This window comes from Streptomyces sp. CA-146814 (genome assembly GCF_050942385.1).
Classification (GTDB): Bacteria; Actinomycetota; Actinomycetes; order Streptomycetales; family Streptomycetaceae; genus Streptomyces.
This window is the reverse complement of the sequence record NZ_CP192068.1, coordinates 2,203,470-2,224,388: the sequence shown is the minus strand read 5'-3', so window position 1 is coordinate 2,224,388 and position 20,919 is coordinate 2,203,470. Positions and strand designations below refer to the sequence as shown.

Below are 20,919 nucleotides of genomic sequence, written 5' to 3'. Positions count from 1 at the left end.
CCTGATCATTACCCAAGTGACGTGCGCCACACCGGCCGAGCGGCCGGACCGCGATGCCGATAGGACAGGCTCCGACCCCGCTGACGGCTACCCCGCGCGGTTCGTGCCACACTTCGCTCCATGCGCGTGTACCTCGGATCCGACCATGCCGGTTACGAACTCAAGAACCACCTCGTCGAGTGGCTCGGTGCCCACGGGCACGAGGCCGTCGACTGCGGCCCCCACATCTACGACGCCCAGGACGACTATCCGCCGTTCTGCCTCCGTGCCGCCGAGAAGACGGCCGCGGACCCGGACAGCCTCGGCATCGTGATCGGCGGCTCCGGCAACGGCGAGCAGATCGCCGCCAACAAGGTCAAGGGCGTCCGCGCCGCACTGGCCTGGAGCGAGCAGACCGCAGCCCTCGGCCGTGAGCACAACAACGCCAACGTCGTCGCGATCGGCGGCCGGATGCACACGCTGGAGGAGTCGACCAAGTTCGTCGAGATCTTCCTCTCCACGCCGTACTCGAACGAGGAGCGCCACACGCGCCGCATCGAGATGCTCTCGGCGTACGAGACCACCGGCGAGCTCCCGCCGATCCCGGCCCACCACCCGCAGCAGGGCTGACCCGCCCCGCCCCGAGCCACCTGTGCCGCCGGGTCCCGTACCCGGCGGCACGGCCATGTCACCGCCCGCCCTTCCACGGAAACCACAGGAACCACAGGAGCAGCCCGCCGTGCCCGAGGGACACACGATCCACCGCCTCGCCCAGGACCACGCCGAGCGGTTCGCGGGCGGACCGGTCCGGGTGAGCAGCCCGCAGGGCAAGTTCTCCGACAGCGCGGCCCTCCTCGACGGACGCACCCTCACCACCACCGACGCCCACGGCAAGCACCTCTTCCTGGGCTTCGGCGACACCGGCTGGGTCCACATCCACCTCGGCCTCTTCGGCAAGCTCGGTTTCGGTACGGCCCCGCCACCGCCGCCCACCGACACGGTCCGCCTGCGCCTGGTCAACGCGGCCCACCACGCCGACCTGCGCGGCCCCACCACCTGCGCCCTGATCACCGAGCCCGAGAAGCGCGCGATACACGAGCGGCTCGGCCCGGACCCGCTCCGCGGCGACGAGGACGGCGAGCGCGCCTGGCAGCGGATCTCCCGCAGCCGGACCACCGTCGCCGCGCTCCTGATGGACCAGAAGGTCATCGCGGGCGTCGGCAACGTCTACCGGGCAGAGGTCCTCTTCCGCCACGGCATCGACCCGTACCGCGCCGGCAAGGACCTCACCCGCGCCGAATGGGACGCCGTCTGGGCGGACCTGGTCGAGCTGATGCACGAGGGCGTACGGAACAACCGCATCGACACCGTCCGCCCCGAGCACCTCCCCGAGGCGATGGGCCGCCCGCCCCGCAAGGACGACCACGGCGGCGAGGTCTACGTCTACCGCCGGGCCAACCTGCCCTGCCACATCTGCGCGAGCGAGATCCGGACGGCGGACCTCGCCGCCCGCAACCTCTTCTGGTGCCCGCGCTGCCAGGACCCGGGCCTGTCGTCCGAAGCCTGACCGCGCACGCGCCGCCCGCTCAGGACCCGCGCCGGTCCGGCACCTGACCCGGGGACCCGGCTCCGCTCAGAAGTTGTGCGGCAGCCACGGCTCCACATGCCACGAGAACGCCGCCGAGACCTCCTCCACCGCTCCCGGCCGCACCTCCCGCACCCGCCCGGCCGCCGCGAGCGAGGTGAACGGCACCCCGCCCAGATACGCGGCGCCCAGCTCCCGTACCGACAGCTCCAGATCCGGCGCGCGATCCGGCGCGCGCCGGCACGAGGCGCCGCCCTTGGCGTCCGCCACCAGATGCCAGCGCCCCGCGTTCCACGGGCAGAAGGCGTCCGCCACCTCCAGCACCACATCCACCGGCGCCCGGTACGCGCGCGCCTCCAGCGCCGCACCCACCTCCACCAGCCGTACGTAGAGCCCGTCCTGCACCCGCGCCTGGCACCGCCGCACGTCCGAGACCAGATGCATCAGCGGCTCGTCCACCGGCCTTGAGCCCGCCTCCACGGACGACGTCAGGTCGATGCCGAACAGGAACCGCCACAGCGCCGCGTACGACGCCGGGTCCAGCGCCCCGAGGTGCCGCAGCGCCACCGTCCCCTTCGGCCCCGCCCGGTCCCAGTCGGGTCGCACCCGGAACGTGGCGTACCCGCTCACCTCGCCGTCCCGCTCGGCCAGCACGCACTGCAACGGCGAGGCGCCCGCCCGGTCCTTCTCCGGGTCGATCACCGAGGCCTGTTCCCACTTCGGCTGCCGCACCGGCGTCCCCGGACGCTCCGCGGCGAGCCGCCCGTACACCTCCTCGCAGGCGGGCAGGGCCGCCACCGGATCCGTGTACCGCACCCGCACGTCCTCCGTGCCCGGCGGGGAATCGAGCTGTACGCGAGAGGTGTCGACGTCCACACTCAGGGCGCGGGTCGCGGCCCCGTACCCGAAGCGCCCGTAGATGGCCGGTTCCGACGCCGTCAGCACGGCGAGCGGCTCACCCCAGGAACGTACGTCGTCCAACTGGCGCCGCATCATCGTCCGCAGCAGCCCGCGCCGCCGGTGCGTCCCCGCGACGCTCACCGCGGTCACCCCCGCCGCGTGCACCGCCGCGCCGCCGGGCACGGTCAGTCGGAAGCTGTACGCCCCCGCCGTACCGACGCACACCTCTCCGTCCCACAACCCGATGTTCCGGTCGTGCTCGGTCAGGTCCTGCCAGAGCGCACGTGACTCCGGGGCGCTCAGCGCACCCCCGAACGCACGCTCCAGACAGGCGAACCAGGGGTCCCATTCGGCAGGTCGCAGCACACGGAGTTCTGAAGTCATAGGCCATCCCTACCAGGGCCCGCCGAAGCGGACGACTCGATTTCGCCCGGATCGAGACCGGGGTCCCCCTGCACCGGCGGCGTCCGGGTGGATAGGGTCCCGGCAATGGCCCGTCGCGCAGGAGTGGACGACTTCTGGGCCCGGTGGCGCAGATCGGCGCACCGGGCCCGCATCGGGCTGCGCAAATCCGGGGTGGACTACTTCCGCGGCGACGGCTCCGACTGGATCGCCCTGGCCGGTCTCCTGCTGACGATTCCGGCCATCACCTTCGCCACCATCGCCAGCCCGGTCTGGATCGACCCGGCCGCCCTCGCACTGCCCATCGTCGCGGGCGGCCTCCTGCTGCGCCCGGCCAGCCTGCTCGGTCTGTACGCCACGTCCGCCGCCGCCCTGATCGTGGAGGCGCTCCTTCTCGGCCCGTACCTGGACGGCCCCGCCCGGGTCACTCCGGGCACCGTCCTCGTGGTCGCCGCCTGCGGGTTCTTCGGGCTGATCCTGGCCCAGTTCCGGGCCCGGGTCGGCGTGCCGTGGCGGCGCGGCGGCACGATGCTCTTCGACCTGCGCGAACGCATCCGGGTCCAGAGCTCCCTGCCCCGGCTGCCGCAGGGCTGGCACCGCGAGATGGCCCTGCGCCCGGCCGGCGGCCAGTCCTTCTCCGGCGACTTCGTCGTCGCGGCCCGCACCCACGGCGGCCGGACCCTGGAGGTCGTCCTCACCGACGTCTCCGGCAAGGGCATGGACGCGGGCTCCCGGGCCCTGCTGCTCTCCGGCGCCTTCGGCGGGCTGCTCGGCTCGCTGCCGCCGCACGGCTTCCTCGCCGCCGCCAACGGCTATCTGCTGCGGCAGGACTGGGACGAGGGGTTCGCGACCTCGATCCACCTGGTGCTGGACCTGGAATCCGGGGACTACGAGATCTTCTCGGCCGGCCATCCACCGGCCCTCCAACTGCACGCGGGCAGCGGGCAGTGGGAGGAGAAGTCGGGCGAGGGCCCGCTGCTCGGCGTCTACGACGGGGCCGAGTTCGACGCGGTGAAGGGCTCGCTCGCGCCGGGAGACGTGCTGATGCTCTTCACGGACGGCCTGGTGGAGGCGTCCGACCGGGACATCGCCGAGGGCATCGACCGGCTGACGGGCGAGGCCGAGCGCTATGTCTCCACCGGCTTCGAGGGCGCGGCCTGGCATCTGATCGAGGCCTGCGCCAAGGACGTCAACGACGACCGGGCGTTGCTGCTGCTCTCGCGCAGGCCGTGAAGGCCTCGGCCTCTCGTCAACGAAGAGGCACCCGTCACCCGAGAGTGATCATCACTCTCGGGTGAGGCACGAGGACACCCCTCCGCAGCCGCTCAGACCGACACCGGGACCTGTTCCTGATCCTTGTCGCCGTCCTTGCCGCTGCCGCCACCGTCCTTGCCGCCGCGTCCGCCGGGCAGGATCCGGGCCAGCCAGTGCGAGCGTCCGGCCGCCAGCGGGGCGAGAACGGCGAGCAGGAGCACATAGCCGGCGATGAACGGCGAGAGCCGGCTGTCGAGTCCGGCGGCGGCCGCCATCGTCGCGAGGATGAGCGCGAACTCGCCGCGGGCCACCAGCGTGGTGGCGATGTTGGCCGTGCCCTGCGAGCCGAAGTCGTAGATCCGGGCGGCGGCGAGACCCGCGGCCACGTTCATCGCGAGCGTCAGGACGACGGCCGCCAGCACCGGCCAGAAGACGCTCGGGAGGACGCCGGGGTCGATGGAGAGGCCGAAGGCGAAGAAGAAGATCGCGCCGAACGCGTCGCGCAGCGGGTGGACCAGCTTGAGGACGCGTTCGCCGGAGGTGGTCGAGCCGAGCATCAGGCCGACCATGAAGGCGCCGATCGCGTCGGCGACGCCGAACATCTCGGAGACACCGGCGACGAAGACCGCGACACCGAGGAAGGAGATGACGAGGAGCTCGTCGTCCCTGGTGTTCATCAGCTTGCCGATGAGCTTCGTCCCGAACCGGGCCGCCAGAGCGAGCAGCAGCAGGAAGCCGAAGGCCTTGCCGGCGTCGACGAGCATGGCCGAGAGGCTGTCCGCACCGGACAGGATCGGCTGGAGAGCGGCGAGGTAGAGGGCGAGGAAGACGTCCTCGACGACGATGATGCCGAGGATCGGCCGGGTCTCCGGGTTACCGATGCGGCCCAGGTCCACCAGGATCTTGGTGACGATGGCGGACGAGGATATGCCGAGCACACCGGCGAGGACCAGCGCCTCCGACGTGCCCCAGCCCAGCGCGAAACCGAAACCGAGACCGGCGCCCACGTTCAGGACCAGATAGGTCCCGCCCGCGATGGCCATCTTCCGGCCGCCCGTCTTGAGGTCGTCCATGTGGAACTCGAGCCCCAGGTAGAAGAGCAGGAGGACGAGTCCCAGCGCGGAGAGCATCTCCAGGTCGTGCGGGTTGGAGAGGAGCGTGTAACCAGGCGTATGAGGGCCGAGGAGGATGCCGGCCAGGATGAACAGGGGGATCGTCGGCAGCCCGATGCGGCCGCCGAGGCGGGCGAGGACGGCAGCGGCCAGGAAGGCGCCGCCCATGGCGAGGAGGGTGTCTGCGTGTCCGATGAGCCTGTTCCTTCGGGGTAGGTCAAGAGGGCGTCAAGAGGGTGTCAAGAGGGTGTCAATAAACCATCAGTAATTAGTTTACCGAACGATTGACTCTGCAACTATGAGATCGCCGCATTGTCATCTTTTGTCGGATTATGCGGTGGCGGCCGACTCCGGCAACGCCGCAGGCCGGCGCGGGCGTTGGCGTACCGCCGTAGAGTCGGGCCATGTCCGGCACCCATCTGAACCTGGCCCAGGTCGAGGCCCTCGCTCGTGAGGCCCATGCGGCGCAGACTGACAAGGCGGGCCGCCCGTACACCGAACACCTGGCGGCGGTGGCCGAGGGCGTACGGGTGCGCGGCGGCACCGACCACCAGATCGCGGCGGCCTGGCTGCACGACGCGATCGAGGACGACGCGCTCTCCGCCCGGTGGCTGGCCGGGGCCGCGCTGCCGCAGGAGGTCAAGGACATGGTCCTGGCCGTCACCAAACGGCCGGGCGAGGAGCTGACCTCGTACACCGCGCGGATCCTCGCCACCGAGGGCGCGCTGCTCATCAAGGAGGCGGATCTGGCCCACAACGCCGATCCGGCCCGTCTCGCGGTCCTGGAGGAGCCGACGCGTACCCGGCTGACGGCGAAATATGCGCAGGTGCGGGGGCTGTTGGGGCTGACCGGCGGAGAGCCGCCCTCCGACCGAAAGGTTTCGGCCAACCCGGAAACGCACTGATCCACCCGCGGCCGGTGGCGCGGGTGGATCGGAGAGCCGGGGAGTGTCCGGCGGATCAAGGCCTGAGGGGAGCGGGTTCAGCGCTTGGCGGGGTCCTTCCGGAACGCCCACGGCATGTCCGGCTCGGTGGCGAACTTCAGGACCCGGCCCACCGGCGGCGAGCACATGAGCGTCACCGCGACGGCGGCCACGGCCGAGACGACGACCAGGCCGACGGGGTCCGAGAGCCAGGTGTACCGGTCGAACAGGCCCGTGTAGACGGCCCCCTTGATCAGGAAGCCGTGGAGCAGGTAGCCGCAGATCGTCCCGGCGCCCAGCGCCGTGAACCAGGTGTGCCGGCGCGGCACCCAGGCCAGGAAGCCGACGGTCAGCGCCAGCGCGCAGCCGAACAGGGCCAGGGACATCACCGCGCCCGACCACCACGGTGCGTCCATCTCCTGGGCGCTGTTGGCGCGGTAGAGCCAGCCGAGCTGCATGCGCGGGGCGATCCAGTACGCGAACAGCAGCGCGCCCGCGAACAGCGGCAGGGCCAGCAGCCGCACCTCGCGGCGCCGGACCAGCTGGAAGTGCTCGGGCTTCATCAGCAGGCCGAGGACGAAGAACGGCAGGAACTGGAAGACCCGCTGGAGATCCAGGTCGTCGCCGATGTCGGGGGAGACCGAGGCCAGCATCGCGATGGCGAGCGCCACCGGCAGCGGGTGGCGCAGCGTGCGCCAGATCGGCGTGGTGACCCGCCAGATGAACAGGGCGATCAGGAACCACGTCAGATACAGCGGATCGGCCAGGCTGATCGCGGTGTCGGGGGAGTCGTCCACGTACCGCTTGAAGAGCGAATAGGCCGTCTCGAACAGGACGTACGGCACGACGACGCCGGTGATCAGCCGCTTCACCTTCGGCGCGGACAGGTCGAAGTTACGGGAGAAATAGCCGGAGATGAGGATGAAGGCCGGCATGTGGAACGTGTACACGATCATGTAGAGCGCCCGGGTGGCCCGGCTGCCGTCCATCACCGGTTCCCAGGCGTGTGCCACCGCGACCAGCACGATGGCCAGGTACTTCACGTTGTCGAAGTAGGGGTCACGCTGCTTCACCGCCGCCGGCGGGGCCTTGGGTGCCGGGGCGGTGGCCGTGGGGGTGGGCGTCTTCTCAGGTCTGGGCTCCGACTCCCGGGTCGCCGGGGGGAGCGGGGCCCTGGTGAATACGCTCGGAGCTTGCAACATCTAAGGCACCTTAGACCCGTCGATTGCCGCGCGTAAAACCGCGTTGAGGTAGCGCGTGTTCCCCTCTATTCGCGTGCGAAACAATCGAATACCGCCCGCTATGACACACTTGATCCCGCTTAAACAGGGCATATCGGCGGCGTGTTCGAGGAGTGAATTACCTCGCATCCGCGCGCGCCAATTACCTGTGAACGACCTGTGGGGATTAGGGGAGCGATCACCACGGGCGGGTCGGTGAATATGCGCCGCGCGGATTTCGCGGCGGAAGTGCGGGGTGTACGGCGTGGAGCGCCGCCGAGCTGGGCAGGATGGCGGGATCCGGTCAGTGCGATCCGTCACCCGGCAGCAGACACGGGGGAGTTGGTGGCACGATGGACGCGACGGGGCGCGCAGTGGTGCGCGCTTCCGGGCCGGCGAAGCGGACCGACCAAGACCGACCGAGGGTGTGATCAGACGTGGCTATCTCACTGTCTATGGTGCTGCTGTTCGCGGTCGTCCTGGTGGTAATGATCCGGGGCGGCTCCATCAAGCCAGGCCCCGCGCTCGTCGCCGTGCTCTTCGGCTTCTTCCTGGCGTCGACCGGCATGGCTCCGTCGATCAACAGGTTCATGAACTCGATAGCCGACACGATCAACCAGATCAGCTTCTGAGCCGGTCCGCCTCCCGTCCACCGGAGGCCCGGTACGCGATATGCCCGGCACGCGAAAGGCCCGGTCCGACGGAGATGTCGGACCGGGCCCAGGCGTGGAGCGGGCGACGGGAATCGAACCCGCGTAGCTAGTTTGGAAGACTAGGGCTCTACCATTGAGCTACGCCCGCGTGCACCGCACCGCAGGTCCACCGGACCGCGGCACGGAAAGCATCGTAGCGGGTCGGCGGCGCTCTCCGCACACCCGTTGACGCCGGCCGCCGGACCACCGCGCCCCGCCCGTCCCGTAAAGGGGCCGACGCAGGGCTCCGGTCCATGTACCCTACGTGTCGCACCGACGGGGTGTGGCGCAGCTTGGTAGCGCGTCCGCTTTGGGAGCGGAAGGTCGTCGGTTCGAATCCGGCCACCCCGACCACCAGCAAGATCGCATTGTGGGAGTCCTCCCCCTTGCCGTTACTATGCAAATTGCGTGCCCGTGTGTCTGATGTACCGGGCTCGGTCCGCGAAGCCGCCAATCAGGCGGCCCAGCAGAACCCCAAGAAGTCAGCCACCAAGGAGACCGAACCGTGAAGAGCGCCGTGGAGACCCTGAACCCGACCCGGGTTCGGCTCAGCATCGAGGTGCCCTTCGAGGAGCTCAAGGACAGCCTCGACGCGGCGTACAAGAAGATCAACCAGCAGGTCACGGTGAAGGGCTTCCGCAAGGGCAAGATCCCCGCCCGGGTCATCGACCAGCGGTTCGGCCGCGGTGCTGTGCTGGAGGAGGCCGTCAACGACGCCCTTCCGAAGTTCTACACCGAGGCGGTCAACGAGGGTGAGCTGAACGTCCTCGGCCAGCCCGAGGTCGACATCACCGAGCTGAAGGACGGCGAGCTGCTTGCCTTCACCGCCGAGGTTGACGTACGCCCCGAGATCGAGATCCCGGACTACTCCGGCATCGAGGTCACCGTCGACGCCCTTGAGGTCACCGACGAAGAGGTCGAGAAGGCCGTGGAGCAGCTCCGCGAGCGCTTCGCGTCCACCAACCCGGTCGAGCGCGCCGCCGCCGACGGTGACGTCGTCACGATCGACCTGGAGGCCAAGGTCGACGGCGAGGTCCTGGAGGACGGCGTGGCCGCCGGTGTCTCGTACACCATCGGTTCCGGCGAGCTCCTCGACGGCATCGACGAGGCCGTGACCGGCCTGGAGGCCGGTGGCGAGGCCACTTTCACCTCCGAGCTGAAGGGCGGCTCCGCCGAGGGCAAGGCCGCGGAGGTCACCGTCAAGGTCACCGCCGTCGCCGCCCGTGAGCTCCCCGAGCTGGACGACGACTTCGCCCAGATGGCCAGCGAGTTCGACACGCTGGAGGAGCTGAAGGCCGACAGCCGCAAGCGCCTGGAGACCACCAAGCAGTACGACCAGGCCACCCAGGCCCAGGAGCGCGTCCTGGAGGAGCTGCTGAAGCTCGCCGAGGTCCCGATCCCGGAGAAGCTGCTCGCGGACGAGGTCCAGACCCGCAAGCACAACCTGGAGCACCACCAGCTCGGCCAGATGGGCCTCGATCTGGAGAAGTACCTCGAGATCCAGGGCAAGACCCTGGAGGAGTTCGAGAACGAGACCTCCGAGCAGGCCGTCAAGGGCATCAAGACCCAGTTCATCCTGGACGAGCTCGTCAACAAGGAGAAGCTCAACGTCAACCAGGAGGAGCTCACCGAGCACCTCATGCGGCGTGCAGCCTCCTCCGGCATGAGCCCCGACCAGTTCGCCCAGGCCGTCGTCGAGGGTGGCCAGGTGCCGATGCTCGTCGGCGAGGTCGCCCGCGGCAAGGCGCTCGCCGTCGTCGTCGAGGCCGCCAAGGTCGTCGACACCAACGGTGAGGTCGTCGACCTGGAGGACGACGAGGACGAGACCACGGAGGCGTCCGCCGAGGCCGCCACCGAGGACAAGGCCGAGGAGAAGAACGAGGCCTGAGCCTCGCCCTGATCCCAGGCCGGCCACGCGCCGGCCGGCACGACGGGCCCCGGACGCACCATACGCGTCCGGGGCCCGTCGCCGTCACACCTCGCATCGCTGTGCGGCACCGGAACCCCTGTGCCCACGGCGGACCTTGCGCTCCCAGCGAACAGTTGCGGAACCGGGATGGCGTTGTCCCACCTGCGCGTTAGGGTCCATGAAGAGGAAGGGTGGGGGAGTCCCCCATCCACCCGGTACGAAGACGCTGAGACGGCCGGAGCCGTCAGAGACGAGCAGGTGGATACGTGACGAATCTGATGCCCTACGCCGCCGGAGAGCCGTCCCTCGGTGGAGGCCTCGGTGACCAGGTCTACAGCCGACTGCTCGGCGAGCGCATCATCTTCCTCGGTCAGCAGGTCGACGATGACATCGCCAACAAGATCACCGCGCAGCTCCTGCTCCTTGCCGCCGACCCGGACAAGGACATCTACCTCTACATCAACAGCCCCGGTGGCTCGGTGACCGCCGGCATGGCGGTCTACGACACCATGCAGTACATCCCGAACGACGTGGTCACCATCGGCATGGGCATGGCGGCCTCCATGGGCCAGTTCCTGCTCACCGGCGGCGCCGCGGGCAAGCGCTTCGCGCTCCCGAACACCGACATCCTGATGCACCAGGGTTCGGCCGGTATCGGCGGAACGGCCTCGGACATCAAGATCCAGGCGCAGTACCTGCTCCGCACCAAGACGCGCATGGCCGAGATCACCGCCCACCACTCCGGCCAGTCCGTCGAGACGATCATCCGCGACGGCGACCGCGACCGCTGGTACACGGCGGAGGAGGCCAAGGACTACGGCCTCATCGACGAGATCATCACGGTCGCGTCGGGCATCCCGGGCGGCGGCGGCACGGGTGCCTGATCCGGTCCGCACCGGACCGTCGGCATCCCGCCCGCACCCCCTTCTCGTACGCCGAGACCTCCAGCCCCAGAACGCCACCAGGATGGTGAACACCCACATGAACAACTTCCCCGGCGCCTCCGCGAGCGGCCTCTACACCGGCCCGCAGGTGGACAACCGCTACGTCGTCCCGCGCTTCGTGGAGCGCACCTCGCAGGGTGTGCGTGAGTACGACCCGTACGCGAAGCTCTTCGAGGAGCGCGTGATCTTCCTCGGCGTCCAGATCGACGACGCCTCGGCCAACGACGTCATGGCGCAGCTGCTCTGCCTGGAGTCGATGGACCCGGACCGCGACATCTCGATCTACATCAACAGCCCCGGCGGCTCGTTCACCGCGCTCACCGCGATCTACGACACGATGCAGTTCGTGAAGCCGGACATCCAGACGGTCTGCATGGGCCAGGCCGCCTCCGCCGCCGCCATCCTGCTGGCCGCCGGCACCCCGGGCAAGCGCATGGCGCTCCCGCACGCCCGCGTCCTGATCCACCAGCCGTCCTCGCAGACGGGCCGCGAGCAGCTCTCCGACCTGGAGATCGCCGCCAACGAGATCCTCCGGATGCGGACGCAGCTGGAGGACATGCTGGCCCGGCACTCGACCACCCCGCTGGAGAAGATCCGCGAGGACATCGAGCGCGACAAGATCCTCACGGCCGAGGACGCCCTGGCGTACGGGCTCGTCGACCAGATCGTGTCCACCCGCAAGACGACCGCGGGCGCATCGGTCTGACGTCGGTCTTTCCCCTTGGCACATTCCGTTTGCACGGTCTCGGCCGTGTGAACCGTGCCAAGGGGGGCCCGAACGGGGGCCCAGGCAAGGTACCGTCGGATAGAGGCACCAGGAGCCGCTGAACCAGGCGGCCTCCCAGGCGAAGGGGAAGCACCTCGTGGCACGCATCGGTGATGGCGGCGACCTGCTCAAGTGCTCGTTCTGCGGCAAGAGCCAGAAGCAGGTGAAGAAGCTCATCGCGGGACCCGGTGTGTACATCTGCGACGAATGCATCGATCTCTGCAACGAGATCATCGAGGAGGAGCTCGCGGAGACGAGCGAGGTCCGCTGGGAAGAGCTTCCCAAGCCCCGCGAGATCTACGAGTTCCTGGAGGGGTACGTCGTCGGGCAGGAGCCCGCGAAGAAGGCCCTCTCGGTCGCGGTGTACAACCACTACAAGCGGGTCCAGGCCGGGGAGAACGGCGGCGGCGCCGGTCGTGAGGACGCGATCGAGCTCGCCAAGTCGAACATCCTGCTGCTGGGCCCCACCGGCTCCGGCAAGACGCTGCTCGCGCAGACGCTGGCCCGCATGCTCAACGTCCCGTTCGCCATCGCCGACGCCACCGCGCTGACGGAGGCCGGCTATGTCGGCGAGGACGTCGAGAACATCCTGCTCAAGCTGATCCAGGCGGCCGACTACGACGTCAAGAAGGCCGAGACCGGGATCATCTACATCGACGAGATCGACAAGGTCGCCCGTAAGAGCGAGAACCCGTCGATCACCCGCGATGTCTCCGGCGAGGGCGTCCAGCAGGCCCTGCTGAAGATCCTGGAGGGCACCACCGCCTCCGTGCCGCCGCAGGGCGGACGCAAGCACCCGCACCAGGAGTTCATCCAGATCGACACGACGAACGTGCTGTTCATCGTGGGCGGAGCCTTCTCCGGTCTGGAGAAGATCATCGAGTCCCGGGCCGGCGCCAAGGGCATCGGCTTCGGCGCCACGATCCGCTCCAAGCTGGAGATCCAGGCGAGCGACCAGTTCCAGGAGGTCATGCCGGAGGACCTGGTGAAGTTCGGGATGATCCCCGAGTTCATCGGCCGCCTCCCCGTGCTGACCTCGGTCCACAACCTGGACCGCGAGGCGCTGCTCCAGATCCTCATCGAGCCGCGCAACGCGCTGGTCAAGCAGTACCAGCGCCTCTTCGAGCTCGACGGCGTGGAGCTGGAGTTCGAGCGCGAGGCACTGGAGGCCATCGCCGACCAGGCGATCCTGCGCCAGACCGGCGCGCGCGGCCTGCGCGCCATCATGGAGGAAGTCCTCCAGTCCGTGATGTACGAGGTCCCGTCCCGCAAGGACGTCGCCCGCGTCGTCATCACGCCGGACGTCGTCCGCGACCACGTCAACCCGACGCTGGTCCCGCGCGAGCCGCGCACGATCGGCAAGAACGACGGCGGCCGCCACGAGAAGTCGGCCTAGCCGCACAGCAGTTACGTACGCCGAAGGGGCGCCCACCGGACAACCGGCGGGCGCCCCTTCGGGGTTGAGCGCGAACGCGGTGCTTCAGATCTTGGTGCGGGAGGTGTTGTAGAGCTTGGCGGCGAGGGCGGCGACCTCGTCCTGCGCCATGGCCTTGCCGGTGAGGGCTCCGCCGACATCCACGGCGACGACCATGCCGACCGTGCTGTAGTCGGCCCAGATGCAGACCGGGGTGATGACCTCCTTCGGCCCCTTCGCGAGGGTGCCGTCGGCCTTGTCATTGATGGTCTTGAGGTCCTGGCACCTCATCAGAGCGCCCTCGAAACCGGCCGGCTTGACGTCCTTGGCGTCGCCGACGAGAGAGACCTTGGCGCCGTTGCTGCTCTCGCTCATCTTCTTCTCGGCGTCGCTGAAGGAGTTGTTGATGACCTTCGCCGGGTCCTCGACCTCGCCCCAGTAGCCCTGGAGAAGGAGCATCTTCTGCGTGAGCGGGTTGTCCTTCGAACCGCTCTGGTATTCAGCGCCGGCCTGCTGCGGGTTCTTGACGCCCGCAGCCTCGGCGTCCTCCTTCGACTTCCCCGTCACCGGGCCGGAACGTACCGGCTTGGCGGTGTCCCGCGCGTAGTCGTCCACCGACGCGGCAGGAGTCAGCTTGTACCCCTTGGTGGAGTCGGCCACATCGCTGTTACTCGCCCCGCCCGCGAAGTACCAGACCCCCGCCCCGATGACCGCCAGCGCCAGCACCGACGCTCCCACGATCAGCCCGGTCTTCTTCTTCGGCTGCTGCGGCGGGTACGGCGGCTGGCCCCCGTACACCGGCTGGCCGCCGTACGGAGGAGTGGGCGGCTGCTGGCCGTACGGGCCCGGCTGCTGCGGCTGCGGGTAGCCGTAACCGGGCTGGCCCTGCGGTGCGCCGTACGGGCCGGGCTGCTGCTGCGGCGGGACACCCTGAGGGGCCTGCTGGGGGTAGCCGTAGCCGGGCTGGCCCTGAGGCGGGCCCTGCGGCGGCGGGCCGCCGTACGGCCCGGGCTGCTGTCCGTACGGTCCGGGCTGGCCCTGCGGCGGCTGCCCGCCGTACGGGCCCGGCTGGTTGTAGCTCATTGCGGTGTCCCCTCCAGATTCCTTATGCGTTGCGAACATCCTGACGGAAGCCGCCCTGACATGGGCCATCGGCCCGGACACCGTTACTGAACCAATCCGTTTCAGTGCAGAGCTGTGACGGCCCTAAACTGTCTCCCGTGACCGAGAACTCATCGCAGCAGCCAGCCAGCAACCCCGAACTGCCGACCACGTACGCGCCGGCCGATGTAGAGGGGAAGCTGTACGAGCGCTGGGTAGAGCGTGGTTACTTCGAAGCCGACGCGAAGAGTGACAAGCCTCCGTACACCATCGTCATCCCGCCGCCCAACGTCACCGGCGCCCTCCACCTGGGCCACGCCTTCCAGGTCACGCTGATGGACGCCCTCACCCGCCGCAAGCGGATGCAGGGCTTCGAGACGCTGTGGCTGCCCGGCATGGACCACGCCGGTATCGCCACCCAGAACAAGGTCGAGCAGCAGCTCGCCGAAGAGGGCAAGTCGCGGCACGACATCGGCCGTCAGGCGTTCGTCGAGCGGACCTGGCAGTGGAAGGAGGAGTACGGCGGCCGGATCCTCGGCCAGCTGCGCCGCCTCGGCGCCGGCCTGGACTGGTCGCGTGAGCGCTTCACCATGGACGAGGGCCTCTCCCAGGCCGTCCAGACGATCTTCAAGAACCTGTTCGACGACGGGATGATCTACCGCGCCGAACGCATCATCAACTGGTGCCCGCGCTGTATGACGGCCCTCTCGGACGCGGAGGTCGACCACCAGGACGACGCCGGCGAGCTGGTCTCCCTGAAGTACGGCGAGGGCGACGAGACGCTCGTCGTCGCGACCACCCGCGTCGAGACGATGCTCGGCGACACCGCCGTCGCCGTCCACCCCGACGACGAGCGCTACGCCCACCTGATCGGCAAGCGGATCAAGCTCCCGCTGACCGACCGTACGATCCCGGTCGTCGCGGACACCCACGTCGACCCGGAGTTCGGCACCGGCGCGGTCAAGGTCACCCCGGCCCACGACCCCAACGACTTCGCCATCGGCCAGCGCCACGACCTGGAATCCGTCACGATCATGGACGGCCGCGGCGTCATCACCGTCCCCGGTCCCTTCGAGGGCCTGGACCGCTTCGAGGCGCGTTCCGCGATCGTCGAGGCGCTGCGCGAGCAGGGCCGGGTCGTCGCCGAGAAGCGTCCGTACATGCACTCCGTCGGCCACTGTTCCCGCTGCAAGACCACGATCGAGCCGCGGCTCTCGCTCCAGTGGTGGGTCAAGGTCGAGACGCTCGCCGCCGCCGCGGGCGACGCGGTCCGCGACGGCCGGGTCGAGATCCACCCGAAGGAGCTGGAGCGCCGCTACTTCGACTGGGTCGACAACCTCAACGACTGGTGCATCTCGCGCCAGCTCTGGTGGGGCCACCGCATCCCCGTCTGGTACGGCCCCGACGGCGAGGTCGTCTGCGTCGGCCCCGACGACGAGCCGCCGACCGGCGAGGGCTGGTTCCAGGACGAGGACGTCCTGGACACCTGGTTCTCCTCCGGCCTGTGGCCGTTCTCCACGCTCGGCTGGCCGGAGCAGACCCCGGACCTGGAGAAGTTCTACTCCACGGACGTCCTGCTCACCGGCCACGACATCATCTTCTTCTGGGTCGTCCGGATGATGATGTTCGGCCTGTACGCGATGGACGGCGAGGTCCCGTTCAAGACGGTCGCCCTCACCGGTCTCGTCCGCGACGAGTTCGGCAAGAAGATGTCGAAGTCCAACCCGAACGCCGTCGACCCGATCGTCTGGATGGACGCGTACGGCTCCGACGCCGTCCGCTTCACCCTGGCCAACGGCGCCAACCCGGGCGCCGACGTCCCGATCGGTGAGGACTGGGTCAAGGCCTCCCGTAACTTCGCCAACAAGATCTGGAACGCCACCCGTTTCGCGCTGATGAACGGTGCGACGGTCGAGGGCCCGCTGCCGGACCCGTCGGAGATGACGGCCACCGACCGCTGGATCCTCTCCCGCCTCAACGAGACCGTCGCGGACGTCGACCGCTTCTACGACGACTTCCAGTTCGCGAAGATCTCCGACGCGCTCTACCACTTCGCGTGGGACGAGGTCTTCGACTGGTACGTCGAGCTGTCCAAGACCACGTTCTTCGCGGGCGGCGAGCAGGCCAAGGTCTCCGGCCGGGTCCTCGGTGAGGTCCTCGACGTCACCCTGCGCCTGCTCCACCCGATCGTCCCGTTCGTCACGGAGACCCTGTGGACCACGCTGACCGGCGGCGAGTCCGTCGTCGTCGCGCAGTGGCCCGCGGACTCCGGCTTCCGTGACGAGGCGGCCGAGAAGGAGATCGAGCTGGTCCAGCAGGTCGTCACCGAGGTCCGCCGCTTCAAGGGCGACCAGGGCCTCAAGCCCGGCCAGAAGGTCCCGGCCCAGCTGACCCTGACCGGCACCGCGCTGGCCCCGCACGAGGCGGCCATCCGCCAGCTGCTCCGGCTGGAACCGGCCGGCGAAGGCTTCCACGCCACCGCGTCCCTCCCGGTCGCCGGGGCCACCGTCGCGCTGGACCTGTCCGGCACGATCGACGTCCCGGCCGAGCGCAAGCGCCTCACCAAGGACCTGGAGGCGGCGCGCAAGGAGAAGGCGCAGGCGGAGGGCAAGCTCGGCAACGAGGCGTTCCTCGCCAAGGCCCCGGACAACGTGGTCGACAAGATCCGCGGCCGGCTCGCCAAGGCCGAGGCCGACATCGAGCGGATCTCCGCCCAGCTGGCGGCCCTCCCCGCGAGCTGATGAGCTGAGCAGCTGACCGGCGAAGCCCCCGCACCCCCGACCGACCGGGGATGCGGGGGCTTCCCCGTACCACCGCTCCGCACTCCGCCGGGCGCTGCGCGCGATGTCGGTGCCCATCCGTAGACTGGCCCCGTGAGTGAGCCCCGCCCTTCAGACCGGCACGACGCGTCCCAGCCCGACGACACCTTCGCGGAGATCGTCGGCGAAGAGACCCAGCGCGACCCCGACCTGGCGGTGATCGAGGCCGGGAGCCGCACCCTGCGCACCTACGGGGGCGCGCCGCAGGCCGACGCGGTCCCCGCCCGGCCCGCCGACCCCGAGACCGACCGGGCGCTGCGCGCGGTGGAGCAGGAGCTCGCCGGACGCTGGGGCGAGACCAAGCTGGAGCCGTCCGTCACGCGCATCGCCGCCCTGATGGACGTGCTCGGCGAGCCGCAGCGCGCCTACCCCTCGATCCACATCACCGGCACCAACGGCAAGACCTCCACGGCCCGCATGATCGAGGCCCTGCTCAACGCCTTCGAGCTGCGCACCGGCCGGTACACCTCGCCGCACGTCCAGTCGATCACCGAGCGCATCAGCCTCGACGGCTCGCCGATCGCGCCCGAGCGCTTCATCGAGACGTACGAGGACATCAAGCCGTACGTCGAGATGGTCGACGCCCAGCAGCCCTACCGGCTCTCCTTCTTCGAGGTGCTCACCGGCATGGCGTACGCGGCCTTCGCCGACGCGCCGGTCGACGTGGCGGTCGTCGAGGTCGGCATGGGCGGCACCTGGGACGCCACCAACGTCATCGACTCCACCGTCGCCGTCGTCACCCCGATCTCGCTCGACCACACCGACCGCCTCGGCACCACACCGGCCGAGATCGCCGGCGAGAAGTCCGGTGTCATCAAGCAGGGCGCCACGGTCATCCTGGCGCAGCAGCCGGTGGACGCCGCGCAGGTCATGCTGAAGAAGGCCGTCGAGGTGGACGCCACCGTGGCCCGCGAGGGCATGGAGTTCGGCGTCACCTCCCGCGAGGTCGCCGTCGGCGGCCAGCTCGTCACCCTGCGCGGACTCGGCGGCGAGTACGAGGAGATCTTCCTCCCGCTGTACGGGGCCCACCAGGCGCACAACGCGGCCGTCGCGCTCGCCGCCGTCGAGGCGTTCTTCGGCATCGGCGCCGAGCAGGCCCGCTCGCTCGACATCGACGCCATCCGCAAGGCCTTCGCCGCCGTGGTCTCGCCCGGCCGCCTGGAGGTCGTGCGCTCCAGCCCGACCGTCGTCCTGGACGCCGCGCACAACCCGGCGGGAGCCAAGGCGGCGGCGGACGGGATCTCCGAGGCGTTCAGCTTCTCCCGGCTCATCGGCGTGGTCGGCACCAGCGGCGACAAGGACGTACGCGGTCTCCTGGAGGCCTTCGAGCCGATCTTCGCCGAGGTCGTCGTCACGCAGAACTCCACCGACCGCGCGCTGGACGCGGACGAGCTGGCCGCGATCGCCGTCGAGGTCTTCGGCGACGACCGGGTCCAGGTCGAGCCGCGTCTCGACGACGCGCTGGAGGCGGCGATCACGCTGGCCGAGGAGGACGACGAGTACGCGGGCGCCGGGGTCCTGGTGACCGGATCGGTGATCACGGTCGGCGAGGCCCGGCTGCTTCTGGGAAGGGGCTGACAAGGATGCGCACGCTCTGCGCGTCGACGCTGCTCGGTGAGTTCTTCGTGATCGGCTTCGCCGGTCTCGTCGCGATGAAGCTCGACGATGTCTCCCAGGCCACGGTCTGGACGGTCTGCGGGGCCGGCATGGTGCTGTCCCTGCTGCTCTGCGGGATGCTCACCCGGCCCGGTGGCATCCAGCTCGGCTGGGCGCTCCAGGTCGCGCTGGTCCTCAGCGGATTCGTGGTCCCGATGATGTTCATCCTCGGCCTGGTCTTCGGCGGGCTGTGGTGGGCCTCCGTGCACTACGGCCGCAAGATCGACGAGGCCAAGGCCCGCTGGGCCGCCCAGCAGGAGGCCGGCGAGGCCACGGCCTGAGGTGACGGCAGGTGCCCGGGGCGCGAAGGTGACCCTGAGTGAACCCGGGCGCAGACCCGTCCCCGTACCCCTGTAATCTCGCCTCACCGCACCCGAAGTGTCTGCAAGGAGCCGCACATGACTCAGCGCACCCTCGTCCTCCTCAAGCCCGACGCGGTCCGCCGCGGCCTGATCGGCGAGATCGTCGGCCGGATCGAGCGCAAGGCGGAGTGGCGGATCACCGCGCTGGAGCTGCGCACCCTGGACCACGACACGCTGGAGCAGCACTACGGCGAGCACAAGGGCCGCCCCTTCTACGAGCCGCTCATGGAGTTCATGGCCTCCGGCCCGGTCGTCGCCCTGGTGGCCGAAGGTGAGCGGGTGATCGAGGGCGTCCGCACGCTCGCCGGCCCCACCGATCCGATCGCCGCCGCGCCCGGGTCGATCCGCGGTGACTTCGGCACGATCACCCGGGAGAACCTCATCCACGCCTCGGACTCGCCGGAGTCCGCAGAGCGAGAACTGAAGCTTTTCTTTCCGGGACTTTCCTGACCCGATCGGCCAAACAGCGCTGCCTGCCTGGGGCGACCGAAGTAATTCGGTCGCCCTTCGGCATAGGGTTCCCTCTCGCGGGAACGCATCCCTCCGACGTAACGTCACCATGGGTAGAACGGGCACCCGTTCCGCTCACACTGGCGAAGGACCCTCGCGCTGTGTCCGTGCATACGGCACTACGATGGAAGCTTCCACGCCCGCAGCGCCAACCTCGCCTACCAGAACAAGCCATCTTCGCTACCTGGGAAGGCCCGACGCATCCTCATGGGGAACAAGGGGAACTCAATGTCGTTCATCGGCCGTGACATGGCTATCGACCTCGGGACTGCCAACACGCTGGTGTACGTCAGGGGGCGCGGCATCGTCCTGAACGAGCCGTCCGTCGTGGCCATCAACACCAACACCGGCGGGATCCTGGCGGTCGGCTCCGAGGCGAAGAAGATGATCGGGCGGACGCCGGGCAACATCGTTGCCGTGCGGCCGCTGAAGGACGGCGTGATCGCCGACTTCGAGATCACGGAGCGGATGCTCCGCTACTTCATCCTCAAGATCCACAAGCGCCGCTACCTGGCCCGCCCGAGGGTCGTCGTCTGCGTTCCCTCCGGTATCACCGGGGTCGAGCGCCGCGCCGTCATCGAGGCGTCCACGCAGGCCGGCGCGCGCCAGGTGCACATCATCGAGGAGCCCATGGCCGCGGCCATCGGCTCCGGCCTGCCGGTCCACGAGGCCACCGGCAACATGGTCGTCGACATCGGTGGCGGCACCACCGAGGTCGCGGTGATCTCGCTCGGCGGAATCGTCACTGCCCAGTCGATCCGGACCGCCGGTGACGAGCTGGACAACGCGATCATCCAGCACATCAAGAAGGAGTACTCGCTCCTCCTCGGTGAGCGCACCGCCGAACAGATCAAGATCACGATCGGTTCGGCGTACGACATGGACAAGGACGAGCACACCGAGATCCGCGGCCGCGACCTGGTCTCCGGGCTGCCGAAGACGGTCGTCATCTCGGCCGCCGAGGTCCGCAAGGCGATCGAGGAGCCGGTCAACGCGATCGTCGACGCCGTGAAGACGACGCTCGACAAGTGCCCGCCCGAGCTCTCCGGCGACATCATGGACCGCGGCATCGTCCTCACGGGCGGCGGCGCGCTGCTGCGCGGCCTGGACGAGCGGCTGCGCCGCGAGACGGGCATGCCGATCCACATCGCCGAGGACCCGCTGGACTCGGTGGCGCTCGGCTCCGGCAAGTGCGTCGAGGAGTTCGAGGCGCTCCAGCAGGTGCTGGACGCCCAGCCCCGCCGGTAGGACATGCCCCATCGGCGGAGGGTCCGCCGGTAGGACAGACGGAACATCACCCGATCCGGCGCGCGGACGCTGCGGCTCCGCCCGCCGGATCGTTGATATAGATCGTTGCTGTACACGTACCGA

General features: G+C 69.4%; 18 protein-coding genes and 2 tRNA genes. 15 read left to right on the top strand and 5 right to left on the bottom strand.

Annotation, left to right across the window (positions count from 1 at the left end; genetic code table 11):
• Positions 1 to 120 precede the first annotated feature (120 nt).
• Both ACQP09_RS09890 and ACQP09_RS09885 read left to right on the top strand, forming a co-directional pair.
• Positions 121 to 609 carry a ribose-5-phosphate isomerase gene (locus tag ACQP09_RS09890; RefSeq protein WP_356750215.1) on the top strand — a complete coding sequence of 163 codons (489 nt, stop codon included), beginning with the start codon at positions 121 to 123 and terminating at the stop codon, positions 607 to 609.
• Between the two features lie 109 nt (positions 610 to 718).
• A complete protein-coding gene (locus ACQP09_RS09885) occupies positions 719 to 1,546 on the top strand; it encodes an Fpg/Nei family DNA glycosylase (protein WP_433397656.1) in 828 nt (275 codons plus the stop codon).
• A gap of 66 nt (positions 1,547 to 1,612) precedes the next feature.
• Here the strand turns inward: ACQP09_RS09885 and ACQP09_RS09880 are convergent, their stop codons facing one another.
• Positions 1,613 to 2,848 carry a GNAT family N-acetyltransferase gene (locus ACQP09_RS09880; RefSeq protein WP_433397654.1) on the bottom strand — a complete coding sequence of 412 codons (1,236 nt, stop codon included), beginning with the start codon at positions 2,846 to 2,848 and terminating at the stop codon, positions 1,613 to 1,615.
• A gap of 105 nt (positions 2,849 to 2,953) precedes the next feature.
• On the opposite strand from ACQP09_RS09880, the gene ACQP09_RS09875 reads away from it, so the two are divergent.
• Entirely contained in the window at positions 2,954 to 4,099 is a 1,146-nt protein-coding gene (locus ACQP09_RS09875) for a PP2C family protein-serine/threonine phosphatase (protein WP_433397653.1), read from the top strand.
• A 92-nt stretch (positions 4,100 to 4,191) separates the two neighbouring features.
• Here the strand turns inward: ACQP09_RS09875 and ACQP09_RS09870 are convergent, their stop codons facing one another.
• Positions 4,192 to 5,400 (bottom strand): cation:proton antiporter, encoded by a 1,209-nt coding sequence (locus ACQP09_RS09870; RefSeq protein WP_433397651.1) that lies wholly within the window; start codon positions 5,398 to 5,400, stop codon positions 4,192 to 4,194.
• A gap of 236 nt (positions 5,401 to 5,636) precedes the next feature.
• Here ACQP09_RS09870 and ACQP09_RS09865 point away from each other — a divergent pair, with 236 nt between their 5' ends.
• Complete coding sequence (locus ACQP09_RS09865; protein ID WP_433397650.1) at positions 5,637 to 6,137, top strand: HD domain-containing protein; 501 nt, start codon at positions 5,637 to 5,639, stop codon at positions 6,135 to 6,137.
• 77 nt (positions 6,138 to 6,214) lie between these two features.
• Here the strand turns inward: ACQP09_RS09865 and ACQP09_RS09860 are convergent, their stop codons facing one another.
• The gene (locus ACQP09_RS09860; RefSeq protein ID WP_433397648.1) at positions 6,215 to 7,357 is read right to left on the bottom strand and encodes an acyltransferase family protein; all 1,143 of its coding nucleotides are present in this window, start codon (positions 7,355 to 7,357) and stop codon (positions 6,215 to 6,217) included.
• A gap of 473 nt (positions 7,358 to 7,830) precedes the next feature.
• Here ACQP09_RS09860 and ACQP09_RS09855 point away from each other — a divergent pair, with 473 nt between their 5' ends.
• The gene (locus ACQP09_RS09855; RefSeq protein WP_432149184.1) at positions 7,831 to 8,007 is read left to right on the top strand and encodes a hypothetical protein; all 177 of its coding nucleotides are present in this window, start codon (positions 7,831 to 7,833) and stop codon (positions 8,005 to 8,007) included.
• Positions 8,008 to 8,102: 95 nt separating this feature from the next.
• On the opposite strand, the gene ACQP09_RS09850 is transcribed toward ACQP09_RS09855, so the two are convergent.
• Positions 8,103 to 8,176: transfer RNA gene (locus ACQP09_RS09850), tRNA-Gly, on the bottom strand.
• 168 nt (positions 8,177 to 8,344) lie between these two features.
• On the opposite strand from ACQP09_RS09850, the gene ACQP09_RS09845 reads away from it, so the two are divergent.
• The 5 genes from ACQP09_RS09845 (at position 8,345) to clpX (ending at position 13,082) form a co-directional block, all read left to right on the top strand.
• Positions 8,345 to 8,421: transfer RNA gene (locus ACQP09_RS09845), tRNA-Pro, on the top strand.
• A gap of 151 nt (positions 8,422 to 8,572) precedes the next feature.
• A complete protein-coding gene (tig, locus tag ACQP09_RS09840) occupies positions 8,573 to 9,955 on the top strand; it encodes a trigger factor (protein ID WP_432149185.1) in 1,383 nt (460 codons plus the stop codon).
• 299 nt (positions 9,956 to 10,254) lie between these two features.
• Positions 10,255 to 10,860, top strand: coding sequence for an ATP-dependent Clp protease proteolytic subunit (locus ACQP09_RS09835; RefSeq protein WP_432149244.1), 606 nt, complete (start codon positions 10,255 to 10,257; stop codon positions 10,858 to 10,860).
• A gap of 82 nt (positions 10,861 to 10,942) precedes the next feature.
• Positions 10,943 to 11,626, top strand: coding sequence for an ATP-dependent Clp protease proteolytic subunit (locus ACQP09_RS09830; protein WP_432149186.1), 684 nt, complete (start codon positions 10,943 to 10,945; stop codon positions 11,624 to 11,626).
• 157 nt (positions 11,627 to 11,783) lie between these two features.
• Complete coding sequence (gene clpX / locus ACQP09_RS09825; protein WP_018511479.1) at positions 11,784 to 13,082, top strand: ATP-dependent Clp protease ATP-binding subunit ClpX; 1,299 nt, start codon at positions 11,784 to 11,786, stop codon at positions 13,080 to 13,082.
• Positions 13,083 to 13,166: 84 nt separating this feature from the next.
• Here the strand turns inward: clpX and ACQP09_RS09820 are convergent, their stop codons facing one another.
• Complete coding sequence (locus tag ACQP09_RS09820; protein ID WP_432149187.1) at positions 13,167 to 14,183, bottom strand: hypothetical protein; 1,017 nt, start codon at positions 14,181 to 14,183, stop codon at positions 13,167 to 13,169.
• Between the two features lie 137 nt (positions 14,184 to 14,320).
• Between ACQP09_RS09820 and ACQP09_RS09815 the strand changes: the two genes are divergently transcribed.
• The 5 genes from ACQP09_RS09815 to ACQP09_RS09795 all read left to right on the top strand — a co-directional run bounded on the left by ACQP09_RS09815 (position 14,321) and on the right by ACQP09_RS09795 (position 20,796).
• Positions 14,321 to 16,942 carry a valine--tRNA ligase gene (locus ACQP09_RS09815; protein ID WP_433397644.1) on the top strand — a complete coding sequence of 874 codons (2,622 nt, stop codon included), beginning with the start codon at positions 14,321 to 14,323 and terminating at the stop codon, positions 16,940 to 16,942.
• A 132-nt stretch (positions 16,943 to 17,074) separates the two neighbouring features.
• Complete coding sequence (folC, locus tag ACQP09_RS09810) at positions 17,075 to 18,598, top strand: bifunctional tetrahydrofolate synthase/dihydrofolate synthase (protein ID WP_433397642.1); 1,524 nt, start codon at positions 17,075 to 17,077, stop codon at positions 18,596 to 18,598.
• A gap of 5 nt (positions 18,599 to 18,603) precedes the next feature.
• Positions 18,604 to 18,957 carry a DUF4233 domain-containing protein gene (locus ACQP09_RS09805; RefSeq protein ID WP_433397640.1) on the top strand — a complete coding sequence of 118 codons (354 nt, stop codon included), beginning with the start codon at positions 18,604 to 18,606 and terminating at the stop codon, positions 18,955 to 18,957.
• Between the two features lie 117 nt (positions 18,958 to 19,074).
• Complete coding sequence (gene ndk, locus ACQP09_RS09800) at positions 19,075 to 19,488, top strand: nucleoside-diphosphate kinase (RefSeq protein WP_404057950.1); 414 nt, start codon at positions 19,075 to 19,077, stop codon at positions 19,486 to 19,488.
• 288 nt (positions 19,489 to 19,776) lie between these two features.
• Entirely contained in the window at positions 19,777 to 20,796 is a 1,020-nt protein-coding gene (locus tag ACQP09_RS09795; protein WP_093687258.1) for a rod shape-determining protein, read from the top strand.
• Positions 20,797 to 20,919 lie beyond the last annotated feature (123 nt).